Origin of the sequence: Bacillus sp. FJAT-18017 (assembly GCF_001278805.1) — a bacterium.
Classification (GTDB): Bacteria; Bacillota; Bacilli; order Bacillales; family Cytobacillaceae; genus Bacillus_D.
The window spans coordinates 4,443,624-4,460,349 of sequence record NZ_CP012602.1; the positions used below are offsets into that span (position 1 = coordinate 4,443,624).

The following is a 16,726-nucleotide window of genomic DNA, read 5'->3' on the forward strand; positions in this document are numbered from 1 at the left end:
AATCCCACCTAGTTACATGGTTAACTCGAAGCCTTGTGGCAATCGGGTTTCCTGTCATTAATATGGAATATCGTTCACAGTTTGGTCCTGAAAATTTTTGGCATGTCTGTCCATTTATGTTATAGTAATGGATGTGGGTTGAAGACCTGCTGGAAATAAACTTTTAGGAGAGATACATCATGAAAAAATGGATGCTAGCTTTTGCTCTCACTGGCGGGGTTCTAACCCTTGGTGCTTGCAACAATACAGATAATGGAAGCGGCGAAGTTGTAGCTGAATCCAAAGCTGGGAATATCACTAAGGACGACCTTTACGAACTTATGAAGGACAAGTATGGCAGTCCAGCCCTGCAGCAGCTTGTATATGAAAAAGTGTTGTCTGATAAATATAAAGTCACAGATGAAGAAGTAAACAAAAAGATAGAAGAATTGAAAGCTGATCTTGGGGATCAATTTGAAATGGCTCTACAACAATATGGCTACAACAGTGAAGAAGACCTTAAGGAAACCTTCCGGATTGGACTTCTGCAAGAAAAGGCTGCTTTAAAGGACGTCGAGGCAACTGAAAAAGAAATGAAGGAATATTACGAGAACTACAAGCCTGAAATCAAGGCCCGCCATATCCTAGTCAAGGATGAAGCCGCAGCAAAAGCTGCCAAGGCAAGACTTGATAAAGGTGAAAAGTTCGAGGATGTAGCAAAAGAAGTTTCCACTGATACACTGTCTGCTCAGCAAGGCGGAGACCTCGGCTGGTTCCAGCCAGGCACTGGCAAAATGGTTCCGGAATTTGATGAAGCTGCTGGCAAGCTAAAAAAGGGTGAAATCAGCGCTCCTGTTAAAACCGAATACGGTTACCATATCATCCAGGTTACTGACATCAAAGAAAAGCAGTCATATGATAAAATGAAGGATGAAATTGAGTATCAGGTGAAGGTTTCAAAGCTGACTCCTGAAATGATTGACGCAGCAATGCAGGAAGAACTTAAAGCTGCCGATGTTGAAATTAAGGACAAAGATCTTAAGAAAGCTCTTGAATCCAATCCTCAACAGTAATATATGACAAGGGGACTCCAGCTTAAACAACTGGAGTCCCCGTTTTGTTTTTTTAAATGAATTTATGCTTAGGTTTGCAGGCGGCGCCTTTCTTTCTCGAGCTCGAGCCGCTTCATGTAGATTTCTCCTTCTTTTTCAATCAGTTCCCGCTCTTCCTTCCGTTCTTCTTTACCGGTCTTCACTGCCATCACCGCGCTAATTGCAATACCGAGTACAATTGAATAAATCCAAAGAGGAATAATCATATCCGCTGCCCCTTTCCCTGTAATGGTTGTCCGCTACAGTATAGATATTCAGTTAAGCGAGAATTATGCTTCACCATAAGATATAAAGTTTTCTTTTTTAAACAAAGAAAGCAGCATCCTGGTCAAAAAGAAAGGGACCCGAGGTACAGGTCCCTTGAAAATTTACAATATAAGGAAGTTTGTCTTTACTTTGAGAACTGTCTAGCTCCACAAAGGAAAGCTTCCCCGAAATTACATCGCACGAAATTACGCGATAGCGTAATGAGGAGCGCCTAGCGCCTAGTGTACTTCGGTCCCCTCACTACGATAAGTCAACATCGATTAGCTATCGCTCATCGTGTTTCCTTTATCTCATATCGAGGCCCTCCAGTCCATACGGCGCTAAACAAGGCGCTTGCGCTTTTCTTATTTATGAAATGTTGGCTTGTAAAATGACCGGTTATCTAGGGCAAAAACCCGCTCGGAAAATTCACCAGGCCGTACCCGTTCAAGTGCACCGTCAAGCATATTCATCTTGGCATCAAGGTTATCAATGTAATGCAGGATTTCCGCTTCCTTAATCAATGGCGGTTTCGGGCTTCCCCATTCCGCTTTGCCATGATGGGACAGGACCAAATGCTGGAGGACCAGGACTTCTTCTCCTGAAATGCCGAGTTCATCGGCAGCTTTGCCGATTTCATTTACCATAATAGTGATATGGCCAAGCAGGTTTCCCTGTACGGTATATACGGTTGAAACAGGCCCTGACAACTCAAAGACCTTGCCCATATCGTGGAGGATGATACCCGCATATAGCAAATCTCTATCAAGGCTCGGGTAAAGGCTTGATATCGCCTTTGCCAAATCAAGCATGCTGACAACATGGTAGGCTAGGCCAGAAACAAACTCATGATGATTTTTGGTGGCGGCAGGGAATTCCAAGAATGCCTGTTGATGCTTTTTGATCAGATGCCTCGTAATTCTCTGGATATTCGGATTTTTCATTTCAAAAATGTATTGTGTCAGCTTTCCAGCCATTTCATCTTTACTTAATGGGGCGGTTTCCAGGAAATCATCAAGCTTGACGCCATCATGCGGGCCGGCAGGACGGATTTGCCTGATTTTCAGCTGATTCTTCCCTCTATAATTCTGGATATCTCCAATTATCTTAACGATTGCCTGTGCACTGTATGTCTTTTCCTCTTCATCCCCTGCATCCCAGAGTTTCGCCTCAATGTCCCCGCTCTGGTCCTGGAGGATTAAGGTTAAAAAGGGCTTTCCATTACTGGCAATACCTTTTGTTGAGCTTTTTATTAATAAAAATTGGTCAACCTGTTCACCAGTTTCATATTCAAGTATCATTTTCCCCATATATCTCGACTCCTTCCGATACCATCACTATATCATACCACTTAGGGCGCTCATCCCTTGATTGTTGCACGCTCCTTGCCTAGCCGATGGATTTGCCGGCCGTCAACGTGCTCGAGGAGGTGTTCATGGCAGGTAAAGAATAGTACCTGTCTGTTTTCAAACCGCTTCAGCAGCTCTATTACCCGTTTTACCCGATTTCCATCAAAATTTACGAAACTATCGTCAATAATGAAAGGAAAAGAGAATTTTTCATATATTGTCTCTGCCAGAGCAATCCTTATAGCAACATACACCTGTTCGGTTGTCGCCTGGCTTAATTCATTTGCCTCGAAGCGGGTATGGTCTTTTCTTTCTATCAAAAATCCATTCCCTCCCGGGGCGAGGTATAGCTTACTATAATTGCCTTCTGTCAAATAGGCAAGATATTCTTCTGCCTTTTTCAGCATTCTCGGAAGATGGTAATCCTTGAAACGGTCTGTCGTTCGATTCAGCAGTTCCTTCGCAAGCTGGTATACTGCCCATTCCTTTGCCTCTTGCTCGGCTTCGGATTTGGCTAGCCGGAATCTATGCAGCAATTCTGAATAAATACCGCCTTCTTCTAGAATATCAATTTCATGCTGCAGCTCTGGAAGCCGGCTTCGAAGTGCTTTAATTAAACCCTCCCCTTCCGCTGCCTTCTGCTCAAGCCCTATTAATCTCTCATCCACGTCGTTCATTTGCAATAGAGCCTTTCTTTCATCCTCTGAAATCGAAGAATAGGAGAGTTCGCGGCCAATATTGTCCAGCCGTTCTTTTATCGAATCAATTTTCGCCGCCATTTCTCCAAGCTTATAAAAAGCTTCTTCATCATCCGTTCCCGCCTGCTCGAGAAGCTGGGTGATTTCCAGTTGCCGTACTTCTTTTTCTTTTTCCTGCATCTTAAGATCTTGTTCTATTTCCTCGAGCTTTACCGACTTTTCATTGTAAACGATTTGTTTCTTTCTTTCAGCTTCCAACTCAGCCTTAGCCAGCAGGCTCGCAGATAGGAAGTCGTCCGGCATACTCTTGCCGAATAGGCGTGACAGCCCTGACCACTTATCCTCTATCCCTGATTTAATATCTAGTAGTGCATCCATTTTTTCATGCAATCTCCGCTTTTCCCGAATGCCGGCCTTGCATTCATCAATAAGCCTGTAAGCTTCAAGAATCATTCGCCTTCCGATTTTTTCACTGATTCTAAACTCATCGGAAAGCTTAAGTATGATTTCTCCGAGTTCCCGCTCTTCTTTTTCAATTTGCTCGAACCTGGAAAGTACTTTTTCAAATTGTGCATTTTGCTGATCAAGCCTGGCCTGAAGACTGTAAACCTTGTTCCTCTGTTGATCATCAAGCCCAAGCCTGACGGTCGCTTCACCGGCAGCAGTATGATTCATTCCGGATAATTCTTCTTCTATCTTCTGGGCTTTTTGCCTTTCTTTTAAAAGCTGAGCCTGCTTTCCCCCAGACTTTTGGCTCTTGGAGAATTTAACGAACATTGTGATTGAAAGAATTGCGCACAGCAAACCAATCCCTGCGAGCGGAATAAGCTGAACCGCAAGTCCATACCCGATGAGCAGGATTCCTATAACCAGGACAGCCATGCTAAAGGCCTTGTTCCGCTTTTGATACGATATCTCTTCATTGGCGGCCTCTTCAAGCAAACTTATCTTTTCCCGGCTATCCTCAAGATGCCTTTGCAGATCTGCCTTGTTACCGATACGGGAAGCCTTTTCTAGCTTTTCGCGTTCTGGCTGCGGGAGCAACGATGCTTTAGCAGCCTTAAGCTCTGATTCAAGTTTTTCAAGACCAGCCTTTTCTTCCTGAAAGCTTGTATCCAGCTGAGCTTTCAGATTGTCCAGCCTTACCCTTGTATTGGCTGCTTGCTCTACCTGCTGTTTTATGTAAATATCTGTATTGATTCTCTCTACTTCCTCTTCTGTCAGGTCAATATGGAGTTTCTCCTTCAATACAGCAACCGTCTCATCAAGACGGGAAGCCTCTTCCCTGATTTTTAACTCTTCCTGTGTTGAGCGATCATAATCGGGCCTCTTTTCAAGTATAGCTAAAACCTCGGATTCATGGCTAAGCAGCTCGTGATTGATGACGAGGTTATCAATTTCCTTTAGGAGAGCTGCACGGCGCTCCTTCAGATTTTCGATTTGGGCCTGATACGGTCCAATCATCTGCTTCAAGGAGCTGAGCCGTTCCACACCCCTAGAAGGAAACTCAAACTTATCATACGTTTGAAGTTCATCCTTTAAAATCGCTTCTTCGCGGGCCAGTTCCTCTATTCTCAACCATTCCTTAAGTTTCTTGATCTCAGCCTGCACCTCAGGGATTTTGTCCTGCAGGGTTGAAAGCCTCGTTTCAACAGCTTCCTTCTCCTTTAGTAAGGACTCATAGCGGCTGTTTTTGTCTGCTGCCTTGTTAAGGTCTGCTTCAAGGATTTTCAACTCGGCAAACTTCTGGTTTAGGGTTGGCTTTTTTCCAGAAGGCTTAAACCTTGCGTCCAGCTCCTTTTGCAGCTCACTCTCTGTTTTTGCAAGCCTGTCCGTTCCGAGTGTACCGGAGGAGAACAGGAACCGCCCAATATCTTCCGTTTTCATTTGATGGACATTTTGCAGGCCATGAAGGTTAAAGGAAAAGATCGCCTGGAACATGCTTTTATCAAAATTACCAAGAAGCTTCTTTAACAGTTCCTCCCCACCCGAAGTTCCGTCTGCAAGCGTAACCGCGACATCACCTGCCGCTTTGCCGCGTACTCTCTCAATAATAGCCAAACCATATTCCGGATGCCTGAGTTTAAGCCTGCCCCCATATTTGCCGCCTTGTTTAGGCTCATATCGCAGTTCAAGCTGCTGCCTGGTTGGAAATCCAAACAAGATTCCATGAATGAAGGCCATGATAGTTGATTTTCCTGCTTCGTTCTCGCCATAAAACACCTGAAAATCTTCAAGATTATCAATAAAGACATTTTCAAGCTTTCCATATCCATAAATATGAATCTCTTCAATTTTCATACTGCCACCTCCTTACTATCAATTTCCTTTGAGCATCTTTACAAGCAGCTTCTCTGCTTCCATAAGCATCCCGGATTGTTCCTTTTCGGCAGGCCGTTCAAGATACTTTCTTCCCGGAAGGCGTCCATAAACAGGCTCCAGCACATCACCTCCACGTTCAAAATGGTCGGCTATCCCGAATAGTTCTGAGTAAAAATCAGCTTCTTGGATCAAATCTTCCCGGCGCCACGCAGCCTCTTCTTCTATTGAGACTTTAATTGTCCAAATGAATGAAGTCTCCTCTTCCTCTCCATCCTGGAGAATTTCAAGCACATCTTGGTAAAGGCTTTCCTGTTCCAGTGAATTTGTTAAACTCACATCAGTCAATTTAATCGATAGAAGGACCCCTGCCCCCTCGCTGCGAAGTCTTTCCTTTTCCTCCTGGCAAAGCTGAAGGATATCGGACAAGTCCTTAAGACCTTTTGCGCTTATGGTTGTTTCCTTCCAGACGCAGTCGTTCACTTCAATAAAATCCAAGGAAGCTCCTGCTTCATCTAAGGTAACAAGGTAACATCCCTTTTCATCTTTTTCTTTTCGATTCCTGCCCTGGATATTACCCGGGTACACCACTGGCGGAGCAGAAGAGAGAACAGCCCGCTTGTGGATATGGCCAAGGGCCCAATAATCAAATTGTTTGCCAACTAATTCAGGAACTGTGAATGGACAATAATTGCCATGTTCAGAACTCGATCCATCATTGCCATGGAGTATCCCAATATGGAAGTCTCCATGAATTGCCTTTATGTATCCATCGACTTTCTTCTCCTTGACATGCCTTGTAGGATAGCTAAACCCGTACAGGCATACACTTATGCCTGATTTTGTCAGATGATGGACCATTTCAGGCTCGCTGCCGAATACATGGACATTATTTGGCATAGCAAGCTTTACCCAGTCCCCGCCAAGATGGTCATGATTACCGTGAATGGCGAATACCGGGATATTCTTTTCAAACAGCTTTTCCATTTGGGCCCGAAACCTTGACTGTGCCTTCAGGCTCCTGTCTTCCCCGTCATACAAATCTCCAGCGATAATCACAAAATCGACTTCATGTTCGATAGCTGTATCGACAATTCTAGAGAATGCTTTAAAGGTACTTTCACGCAGCCTATCCAGAATAGTCTTTGGCATCTTGCTAAGGCCTGCCATCGGGCTGTCAAGATGCAGGTCCGCTGTATGGATGAACCGTATTTTCTTCATGACACAACTCCTTTCATTTTTTAAAGTAATGCTCATGTATTCCCCACCAAAGGCTAAGTGAACCGATTCAAGCAGGATATAAAAATGCCCGGCATTGCAGCATTCAACGCTTGCTGTATTTCCTTTATTCTATCATCTCAAAAAGACGAATGCACGTTCTGTTTGGTAGGGACTCTCATTCTTTACGGAATAGTGCCGGATATGCAAAAATGGGGATACAAAGGACTGGGGAGGGAATGCATTGAAAACGTATAAGTTGACGGTTTTTGAACAAGACGGGGAAAAGCTGCTTGACGATTCATTTCAAGCAGAAAACGACGATCAAGCAAAGGAAATTGGACAAAAGGCTCTGGAAGAAAAGGGATTTGCCGAGAAGACACATCGCTGCACATCACCTGCCGGAAAACTGCTTTTATTTCACAACTGATAAAGGTAGGAGCCTCTGCTGTATAGTTTAACGTAAACAAAAGGCTGACGCCCAGAGTTTTGTCACTCTGAGCGTCATTTTTTGAAAAACTATTTCCCAATAAATTTCGGCTTACGCTTCTCGGTGAATGCCAGGATTCCTTCTTTATGGTCTTCGGTCTCCCTCATTTTTCGCTGCGCATATTTTTCAAGCTCAAGCACCTTGAGAAGATGCGGGCGATTCAGTTCTGCGAGGATTTTCTTTGTTTTAATCATTGCTTGAATCGGCTGCTGCAAATAGTCCTCGATTCTTTCCTGCAGGATTTCCTCAAGATTTTCCGCAACCTCATGAATAAGGCCTTTTTCTAGGGCTTCATTTGCGCTCAGCGTCTTTCCTTCCCAAATTAGCTGCTTTGCCTTCATCTCTCCCAGGTATTTTGTCAGGAAAAAGTGTGCCCCGCCATCAGGAATTAAGCCGATTCCAATGAAATTCATTGCAAGCTTTGCACGTTTCTCGGCGATAATATGGTCCGTTGCCAGTGCCATGCTAAAACCAAGGCCGGCTGCAGCACCTGAAACAGCACTAATGGTGATTTTCGGAAGGCTGTACAACGTAATGATCAACTCATTGATGCAATCCATGATCGAAAAGAAATCATATTCATCATTCAGCTTCAGCATCGCCTTTATATCCCCGCCTGATGAAAACGCCCTTTCGGTGCCCGTGAGGACAACAATGTCAATATCATCGGAATCGCTAATCTCCTTAAGCCTTCCAATTAGCCCTTTAATCATTTCTTTATCCAGGGCATTCATGGTTTCGGGCTTGTTCATCTTTACCGTCGCAACTCGACCGTCCACGGAAACGCTTACTTTTTCCGTTAAACCATTTAAAGACAACCCCATCGCCTCCCCTATTGTCATCTCATTTCCATTATACTTCTTGTGCCCAAAAGAAGTAAGAATTTTCCCAAAAAGCTAATCAATTTTTATTCTTTGTCTAAATTTTTTATTTCTATAGTGCATTTCTTAACCCTGGTAACACTATCATTCTATGTCCAATTTTAGAAGGAAAATCTTACAAGTTAATGAACAAAGCGCAAGTACCTTCTTGATAGACAAAGAGTGACCAGGAAAAACACTGCTGGGAATGCCTTGTCCTAAATCGGTAACCAGCGAATATAAAATAAGAGGAGGTTTTCCGGTTATATCCAAAACGGAGATCGTATCGTGTAGATAAGGGGAGATTTTCCTGTTATGCAAAGTAATAGCTCCCGTTTTGATATATTTTGAAGTCAATAGGCGGAATCTCTCCGTCTATATAAGCTCTTTTCAATACTATTTACTAATTAAACGGAATTTTTCCGTTTAATTATCAGATCTGGTGCTTAACCTGATCTCCCCAACCAATTAGGGCGGACCCACTTGATTCTAAATGTGGGAATCAGTAGCTTTTTATCGACCAGCTTATAAAAACCAATATAATTGAATTGGACTAAAAACTGATTGCAAATGACAGAAGTTTTGCCCCTCTTTTTAAAATGTACAATACTTATTGTCCATCATAATAATGCGAGAAACTTTTAATATCCTTAACGACTAAAACAAACCCGCATCAGATTGACGCGGGTTCGTTTGCTTCCGAGAAAAGGTCTTCAAGTATTTTAATTTTTTCATTCGTGTAATGCTCAAAATTGTCGTTATACGATTTCGGATCTTTCGGATTGGCAAAGTGGGTAATTACCCCGGTGACTGGATGAACAAACTTGCTCGATGCTCCACAGCCAAGGCCAATGATTGTCTGCATTTCTTCCATAATTATAATATTATAAATACTCTCCTGTCCCGGGAATGAATAGCCAACATTCTCAAGATTGCCAAGGATATTTTTTTGCCTATACAAATAATATGGTTCATACCCATGTTCTTTCGTCCAGGTTTCCGCAAGCTCCATCATTTTTTCAACTTCGCCGCGGTCGGCAACCCGGTATTTATCCTTATTCTTCGTCATTTCCGAAGCGCGTTTGAAAGAGAGTGTGTGAACGGTCAGCGATTCCGGCATCAGCTTTTCAGTTTCATTGAGAGTATAAGTGAATTCCTTTGTTCCCTCACCTGGCAGCCCAATAATCAAATCCATATTAATATTGTCCATGCCCATTTCTCTAGCAAGCTTGAATTTGTCAACCGTTTCCTCAACGGTATGATGGCGTCCAATTGCCTTCAACGTTTCCTGTATATACGATTGCGGATTAATGCTGATTCTATTGATGTTCCATTTCTTAAGGACTTCAAGCTTCTCAGGAGTAATTGTATCAGGACGTCCTGCTTCTACTGTTACTTCCCTGATTTCGGTTGCATCCGGGAAGGATGTATACATTTCCTCATAGAGCATGTCCATCTCTTCGGCAGTAATGCTTGTTGGTGTTCCGCCCCCGAAGTAGACGGTTGTAATCTTAATCCCTTTTTCCTTCAGCCAGCTGCCCATCTGCTTCATTTCAAAATGAAGCCCGCCAAGGAAGGAATTAACGGAGCCCTGCCGCCCATTGATCGCATAGGCCGGGAATGTACAATAAGCGCATTTTGTAGGGCAAAATGGAATGCCAATGTATATGCTGACTTCCTTTTTCAAGGAATAAAGGTCCGGTACAGCCGCGAGTTGGCGATCAACAATCCGCTGCATCAGGGCTGCCTTTTCAGGAGTAATCATATGCTCCTTGGCCAGTTCCTTTTGTGCAGTTTCAGGATCTGCTCCTTCCCTAAGTTTCCGATGCAGAAGCTTTGTCGGGCGTACTCCTGTCAGGATACCCCATTTCTGTGTCATACCTGTCAGCTCCTGGAGCAGCATCAGATATACATGGGAAACAGCATTTTTCAACTGTTTAAATTGTTCCTTTTCCGATAGTTCCAAGTCAATTACAGCCCTATGCTCTGCCCTTAATGGGACATTGCTATCCAGTATTCCGGTAACAGTCACTTCGGTTTCAATCTGTTCAAGGCTTATCTCTATAGAAATATCCGCATTATCAATTTTATTAAAATATATATGTGATTCTTCAAAAAATAAGTTTGCTATAAGTTGGAGCGGCCGCTCAAACCGCTGGTCGGATAGGCCGGTAATTGAAATATGCACACTCATCCACCTTTACAATTTGACTTTCTTAAGTGTACAAAATCAGGTTACCAAGGTCAACACAAGTAAAATATGCCATTCAATCACTACCTTCCAAATCAAATTTTATGAGACAATTAAAAACTGATATGAGACACAAGGTGGAATAATAAAGACCCAATATGAGCATTATGAGTTTTTCTGCGATTTCCTCTCCACAAAGGGAAGTTGCCAAAATCACAGGAACACAAAGGAAAGCAACCTAGAATTAACTTCGCAGAGACAGGCACACTTTGCCTGTCGCGAGGAGTCTTTTGAATCAAGCTATTTTAAATAAGTGAATTTCGTGACCCATATTAAAAGCACAGGCTATCCGCCTGTGCCTCACTGCCACTACTTTATGATGTTCATTTTTTTTAGGAACTCAATCGGGTGCTGCTTTCTGAAGTGTTCTTTAACCATGTAGGCAACCCCATGCTCTCCGACGGCCCGGGTTACCCAGTCAGCGGCCCGCTTTACTTCATAAGGGGCATTCCCCATTGCAACCCCGAGTCCTGCTGCCTCTATGAATGGGATATCATCCTGGCTATCCCCGATTGCGACCACTTCCCTGCAACTGATTCCGAGCTGATCACAAATATAAAGCAACCCTGAAAGCTTCGATACATCCGAGGGAACTATATCAAGCCTGAAACCATCATTCGCTTCAGCTTTAACTTCGGTGAACATCGCCTTTAGAGCAAGACGGGCATCCTCGAGATCCTGTTCCGATTCAAAATAAGCTTCAATTTTCGGAGGCGCCACCGGTGTATCAGCCAATGAATCACTAAGATCCGTTACAAATTGATGCGAATAACCAAGAGGATCTCCTGAGGTGAAAATTGCCTTTGCCAAGAGATTGTTATTTAACTGCAGCTTATTCGCAAGAGAAAATTTTTCATGAACAAGACGGATCTGGCACGAAAAACTCTCCAGAAATCTTGTAATCTCATACGTGAGGTCCTCATTAATTCTTTTTACATACACTGGCTGGTCATCAGCATTCGCAATATACGCTCCTTGATGGGAAACAAACAGGGCCTTCAGTTTGAGCGCCTTTGCCACCTTTCTGGCGGATGCATAATTGCGTGATGTTACCAGCGTTACGCAGATTCCCTTATTCTGCACATAGCTAATTGCTTCCTTTGTGGATTTATGAAGCTTTCCGGCGCTATCCACAAGCGTTCCGTCTATATTTAGCGCAAGCATACGATAAATCATGGTTGGTGCCCCCTGTCCTGATGGAATCATCCTTATTCACTTTTATGAGAAACAGGTTTTTTCTAGAACAATAGGCCCAAAATAAAATCCGCCTAATAAATTTGTAGGGATTGTCTGAAAAACACAAAAAACCCGGCACGTTCTGCACCGGGTTCTCCACTCATTCAATTCTTACTGCTGCAGAGGGCCGTATAAATCCTCAAGCGGCTTCATGATAATTTTGTTCAGCTCACCAATCACCATGCCCATTCGCTGTTCAGTCTCCATCAAACGTGAAATCGTTGGATGCTGCTGAACAAGCGCAACTGACTTCTGAGCTTGATCCACTTCTTCCTGGCTGATTGGCTGGCCCGACATTTGCTTTTGCTGCAGATTCATTTGAATTTGCCTGAAGTTCTCAAACATTGTGCGTGCAGAGGGGTCTGCATTCACTTCATCATAAACCTGCCTTAATTGTTTATACTCATTACTTTCCCGAATGGCCTTTTCAAGCTCATATGCGGCATCATAGAAATTTCCAGCCATGAAAACACTCCTTAAATTAAATTACATTCCTGTCCACTATACCAGACCGGGCAAACGAATGCGAAAATCACATCTGTTTAGCCTATGCAAACTATTTATTTAATAGACCTATGAAAACAGAATAGCGAATATCCCCTGGAATATCCCGATTAAACCACCCAGCAAAGCACCCAGATAGGTAATCATTTTTAGCTCACTGCGCGTAATCCCAAGGACCATGTCCTCCACCCGCTCTAATGAAAAAGTGGCCACCTGTGCGCGTACAAGCTCCTTCAGATGAATTTTTTCCAGCATCACATCTAATCTTGATGTCAGCCAGTCCCCCAGCATAACCACAAGATTTGGAGCCATACGTTCAAGAATCGTATCCTTATAGGATGCCAGCAATTCTGAGACCGGTGTATCCAATAGTTTTTGAGTACCCGCAAGATTGATGGCATACTCCTTCAATGTTTCAACAACCTTGTCGCGTCCGACCATGTTCTCAATCTCCGAAGCATCCCGCTCAAGCAACTTCAACCATTCATTTCGGAGAATGCTCGAAATCAGCCCATGCGCTCCATCACTTTTGAAAAATTTAATGATTTCCGGCTGGATTCGATCAGCTATGCTCACGTTGCCAAGAACCATCTGCAGCATGCCGCCAAGCATTCCCTTATCCTTAAAAAACTCATCGAACAAAATTTGAATGCGCAGCTTCCCTTCCTGGCTCGAAAAATAATCTGCTCCCTTGCCAAGGATATACGAGCTGATTTCCGGGATTTTTTTCGAGGCTCCTTCAAGTAATGCCTGAGGAATCACATTGCCAATTGGCTGGCCGCGATACCGGGACATTGCTCGTTCATAAACTCCTTCAATAAGCCGTTCAATCCGGTTGTCAATCCGGCTTGCTCCATCTTTAATTCCAGCTTTGTCGAGGAGGCTGGCTATTGTAAAATCGGACTCCAAAAATGTACGGAGCTCCTTTTTAACCAGCTCGGTAATATCCTGCTGGAATTCTTTTTGCAAAAATTTCTCCTTGATGCTCTGAGGGGTCAGAAGATGCTCAACAACCATCCTGCCCATCTGCTCGGCAAGTTCATCCCGGCGCTTTGGAATCAACCCCGGTGTAAACGGCACCCGCCACTTCCCGATGTAAATCGGATTATATGGACGAAACAGCATCTTAATTGCAAGATGATTCGTAAATCCCCCTATTAACGCACCTATCGCTGTCATAAACAGAATTGTCACTAGCATATTCATGTTTGCATCAACCTTTCCAAAAAATCGCACGAACGTTTCGATTGTCCTGTACATACGATACTATAACAGTTTTTGACCATCTTTACCCCATTTTTACCAACAGAAGACCTTGAGTGAAAAGTTTTTTCCGTTTAACAAATGTTATCGCCCCACAAAGAAAAAGGAACTTACTTAAATGAAAGGATGTGAGGATCATGGCTAGGCGTTACCCAATCAAAGCCCTTGAAGATGACAAGCCCATTATTTATTATCCAGAAGCGTTCAAGCTACCTCCAACTTTAAAGAAGGCAGCCTTTGGGAAAACTGCTGTTGAGGTGGCATTTTTCCAAAATCCCATTCATACGAATGAATTCGCCTTGACAAAGCCTGTTTCTAAAGCGCTTTGCATTTCTGATTTCGACTTTGAACTGAAGCCTTACTTTAATGAGGAAACTCTTTACCTGGGCCCTCTCGTGGGAATATTTACTACAGGACTGCTTGAATCCTCCGTTAAGCCAGCCGGTGACCGGAGCGACTATTTTGCAAAGCTTCTGGAATCCTGCACATCACTTGGCGCTTTCGGATATTTGTTCACACCTCAATCAATTGATTGGGAAACATCAACTGTGAAAGGCCATATCCTCCGTAATGGAAAATGGGAAACCCGGATTCTCCCATTCCCTGCCGTCATTTATGACAGAGTCCCATCGCGGAGGGCCGAACACCACCCACAATCCAGGTTTGCCAAGGAAAGGCTCGTTAAAGATTACTTTATCCCCTGGTTCAATCCTGGATTCTTCAACAAAATAGACATCCACAACCGATTAAGGGAAAGTTCCTCAGCCCGCAAGTACCTCCCAGAAACAGTTCTTTACAGCTCTGTTTCGGAAGTAAGGCGGCTCCTTGACAAATACGGTTCTGTTTATTTAAAACCTTGTGATGGTTCCCGAGGGAAAGGCATTTGCCAGGTAATCGCGGAGCTGCCCGGATCAACCTGCTATGCCCGTTTCCGTAACAACAAGGGAGAAAACAAACTGCTGAAATTCCCTAACCTGGATGCCCTTTTTTCCGAAATGTTCAGCACAAAGAAACGAAGGAATTTACTTGTTCAGCAGCGCATCCTGCTCACAAAGGTGGATGGTAATGCTGTTGATTTTCGCGTCCATACTAATAAAGACGCAAACGGGCAATGGCAGGTTTCCGCCATCGCTGCAAAACTCGCTGGGAACCAAAGTATTACGACCCACGCCGGAAACGGCGGCCAGATTCATACATTGGAAGAACTATTCGGCGACAAAAGGGCAGAAATTGAACAGAAACTGGCAAACTCCGCCCTTGAACTAAGCCATATCCTTGAACAAAAACTAGATGGTATAACTGGCGAATTCGGCTGGGACTTATGTTTTGACCGCAATGGCCGTGTCTGGCTGTTTGAAGCTAATTCCAAACCTGGCCGTTCCATCTTCCATTACAGCACCATGCGCCAAAGTGAATTCCTAACAAGGAAACTCGTAATAGAATACGCCATTCGCCTCGCCGAAAAATCCGCCGTCGCCCCTGAAGAAATCTATTTTTGAAAAAAAGCTGCGGGAATAATCCCGCAGCTTCGCCTATGCCCAATAGATTCGCACATTGCCTACACGCCAGGCCTTAAGCCCATAGCCTCTTTGCAGCTAACCGCCACGACACCGAAGCAGCCACAAGCATAATCATTACATATAAGTAAACCCCATACGGCACAAATGTAAACAGCCAGTGAATTCCCATCAGTGCAAACATTGGAATTAAATAAAGAATAGTCATCAATCCGTTATTTTCCTGGCTTGCTTCAAACGACTCAGAAAATGGCAGCGAATCCTTTATGAGCACGGTGCAGAAAACACTATATACAATTGCCGCAAGAAAGGACCCGATGAGGCTCGGCAAGACGTCGAACCCGAAAATGAAGCAAAACGCCACAGCCGTCAGACTATAGACTGGCAAATAAAGCCTAACCAGGAAAGCTTTCAGTGTTCCAGAAAAAAGTGGTGCATATGATTTCAACGGAACAGCGTGAAACATCCACGAAGCTTTATGCCGCCCCGAAAATTTCAGCATCATAACCGACGTCGGAATAATAAGGGCTGCGGTATAGATCGATAAATAATATTTACTCTCCGACAGGCTTTCAAATGAACTCCACTGCAGCTGGTTTAATACAAGAATCAGCGGAACCATGACCGACAATCCTATCGAAGGATATACCTTCAATCGAAAATCACGCTCACTCTTCATCATTGCCAGAGCAAACCGGTAAAAGGCCCGCTCCTGATTATCCGGGCAAATCAGCCTTGCGGATTTTGTATCGAGTGGCGGTACCCAAACGCGGCTTGGCCCGCTTCCACTTGCAAGCTTTTGCATTTTATTTTCAAATGAAGGCATCAAATGGATATAAACGGATAAAGCAGCAATTGGTCCAATAAAGGCAAGGACTGCAAAAAGGTAAAACTCGGGACTGGTTTTGCCATTCAGGAACAGTTCGAACAATGAAGCGAACCACACCGGCGGAATGAATGCCTGCCACCATTCGGGTTGGATTGTTTCTCCAAAGTTGACGAATTCAAACACGCGGGCAACTAGCTGATACCCAAGTGCCAGTGAAACGGTCAACAGAATTTGCACATAGTTGATAATGTCCCTCATTTTCTCGCCATCAAAAAAACGGAGAATAAAATAATAAACGAGTGCTGTAACTGCAATAATCAGTAAGTTCACGAGAATGAGTGAAATTAGTAAAAGCAGAAAAAAGAGCGGCCCATGGACGGTTAACCCCGCGACCAGCGGTGCCGCCGCAAGGGCCATGGTCAAGAAGAACATATAAATGGCAACATGCACAGCCCGTGCAAGACTGATTGTTTTCCTGCTGACTGGCTTTGGAAGCAAAATTGCCCTGTCTCTTAGATCGAGAAGGACCGAGGAAAAATCTGAAATAAGCGACGTCATTAAAAAGAACATCAACGCACCAAAATAGAAGGTCATCTGAATCAGGAAATGGTCACCCAGCAACACAAGGGGAGCCAGGAGAAGACCAAATAGCCCATACATCCAAAGTGACTTGATAAACTTATTTTCTTCCTTATCCTTCTTTTTCCTCATATTGCCGAGGATGACGGGAGCCCTCCTGCTGTCCATCGTAAGCTTTACCGAAAGAATCGCCCGTATAACGGTGTAATCAGCACCGAGCCGCTCAAAGATCTGTGAGAATTTGTCAAGGAACTTCAACGTTCTGAAATCTTGCAA

The 16,726-nt window shown here is 43.9% G+C and carries 13 protein-coding genes; 3 read left to right on the forward strand and 10 right to left on the reverse strand.

All coding sequences use genetic code 11. The features are described from left to right. Window positions 1-179 precede the first annotated feature (179 nt). Complete coding sequence (locus tag AM500_RS20745) at window positions 180-1,052, forward strand: peptidylprolyl isomerase (RefSeq protein ID WP_053600939.1); 873 nt, start codon at window positions 180-182, stop codon at window positions 1,050-1,052. Between the two features lie 68 nt (window positions 1,053-1,120). On the opposite strand, the gene AM500_RS20750 is transcribed toward AM500_RS20745, so the two are convergent. From AM500_RS20750 to AM500_RS20765, 4 genes are all read right to left on the reverse strand, one after another. Then, on the reverse strand, window positions 1,121-1,297 hold the full coding sequence (locus AM500_RS20750; protein ID WP_197282629.1) for a sporulation YhaL family protein: 177 nt from the start codon (window positions 1,295-1,297) through the stop codon (window positions 1,121-1,123). 405 nt (window positions 1,298-1,702) lie between these two features. Then, the gene (yhaM, locus tag AM500_RS20755; protein ID WP_053600940.1) at window positions 1,703-2,647 is read right to left on the reverse strand and encodes a 3'-5' exoribonuclease YhaM; all 945 of its coding nucleotides are present in this window, start codon (window positions 2,645-2,647) and stop codon (window positions 1,703-1,705) included. Window positions 2,648-2,697: 50 nt separating this feature from the next. Beyond that, window positions 2,698-5,685 carry an ATP-binding protein gene (locus AM500_RS20760; RefSeq protein ID WP_053600941.1) on the reverse strand — a complete coding sequence of 996 codons (2,988 nt, stop codon included), beginning with the start codon at window positions 5,683-5,685 and terminating at the stop codon, window positions 2,698-2,700. Window positions 5,686-5,703: 18 nt separating this feature from the next. Continuing rightward, on the reverse strand, window positions 5,704-6,924 hold the full coding sequence (locus AM500_RS20765; RefSeq protein ID WP_053600942.1) for a metallophosphoesterase family protein: 1,221 nt from the start codon (window positions 6,922-6,924) through the stop codon (window positions 5,704-5,706). A gap of 241 nt (window positions 6,925-7,165) precedes the next feature. Between AM500_RS20765 and AM500_RS20770 the strand changes: the two genes are divergently transcribed. Then, entirely contained in the window at window positions 7,166-7,351 is a 186-nt protein-coding gene (locus AM500_RS20770; protein WP_053600943.1) for a YhzD family protein, read from the forward strand. An 89-nt stretch (window positions 7,352-7,440) separates the two neighbouring features. On the opposite strand, the gene AM500_RS20775 is transcribed toward AM500_RS20770, so the two are convergent. The 5 genes from AM500_RS20775 to AM500_RS20795 form a co-directional block, all read right to left on the reverse strand. Beyond that, entirely contained in the window at window positions 7,441-8,229 is a 789-nt protein-coding gene (locus AM500_RS20775) for an enoyl-CoA hydratase (RefSeq protein ID WP_053600944.1), read from the reverse strand. 715 nt (window positions 8,230-8,944) lie between these two features. Beyond that, a complete protein-coding gene (locus AM500_RS20780) occupies window positions 8,945-10,459 on the reverse strand; it encodes a coproporphyrinogen III oxidase (RefSeq protein ID WP_053600945.1) in 1,515 nt (504 codons plus the stop codon). A 372-nt stretch (window positions 10,460-10,831) separates the two neighbouring features. Beyond that, entirely contained in the window at window positions 10,832-11,698 is an 867-nt protein-coding gene (locus tag AM500_RS20785; RefSeq protein ID WP_053600946.1) for a Cof-type HAD-IIB family hydrolase, read from the reverse strand. Window positions 11,699-11,869: 171 nt separating this feature from the next. Then, complete coding sequence (locus AM500_RS20790) at window positions 11,870-12,223, reverse strand: YlbF/YmcA family competence regulator (RefSeq protein WP_053600947.1); 354 nt, start codon at window positions 12,221-12,223, stop codon at window positions 11,870-11,872. Window positions 12,224-12,331: 108 nt separating this feature from the next. Beyond that, window positions 12,332-13,468: a DUF445 domain-containing protein gene (locus AM500_RS20795; protein ID WP_053601819.1), complete on the reverse strand. Its 1,137-nt coding sequence runs from the start codon at window positions 13,466-13,468 to the stop codon at window positions 12,332-12,334. A gap of 194 nt (window positions 13,469-13,662) precedes the next feature. On the opposite strand from AM500_RS20795, the gene AM500_RS20800 reads away from it, so the two are divergent. Then, a complete protein-coding gene (locus AM500_RS20800) occupies window positions 13,663-15,024 on the forward strand; it encodes a YheC/YheD family endospore coat-associated protein (RefSeq protein WP_053600948.1) in 1,362 nt (453 codons plus the stop codon). Between the two features lie 73 nt (window positions 15,025-15,097). Here AM500_RS20800 and AM500_RS20805 read toward each other — a convergent pair whose 3' ends face one another. Then, window positions 15,098-16,726, reverse strand: coding sequence for a hypothetical protein (locus AM500_RS20805; RefSeq protein ID WP_053600949.1), 1,629 nt, complete (start codon window positions 16,724-16,726; stop codon window positions 15,098-15,100).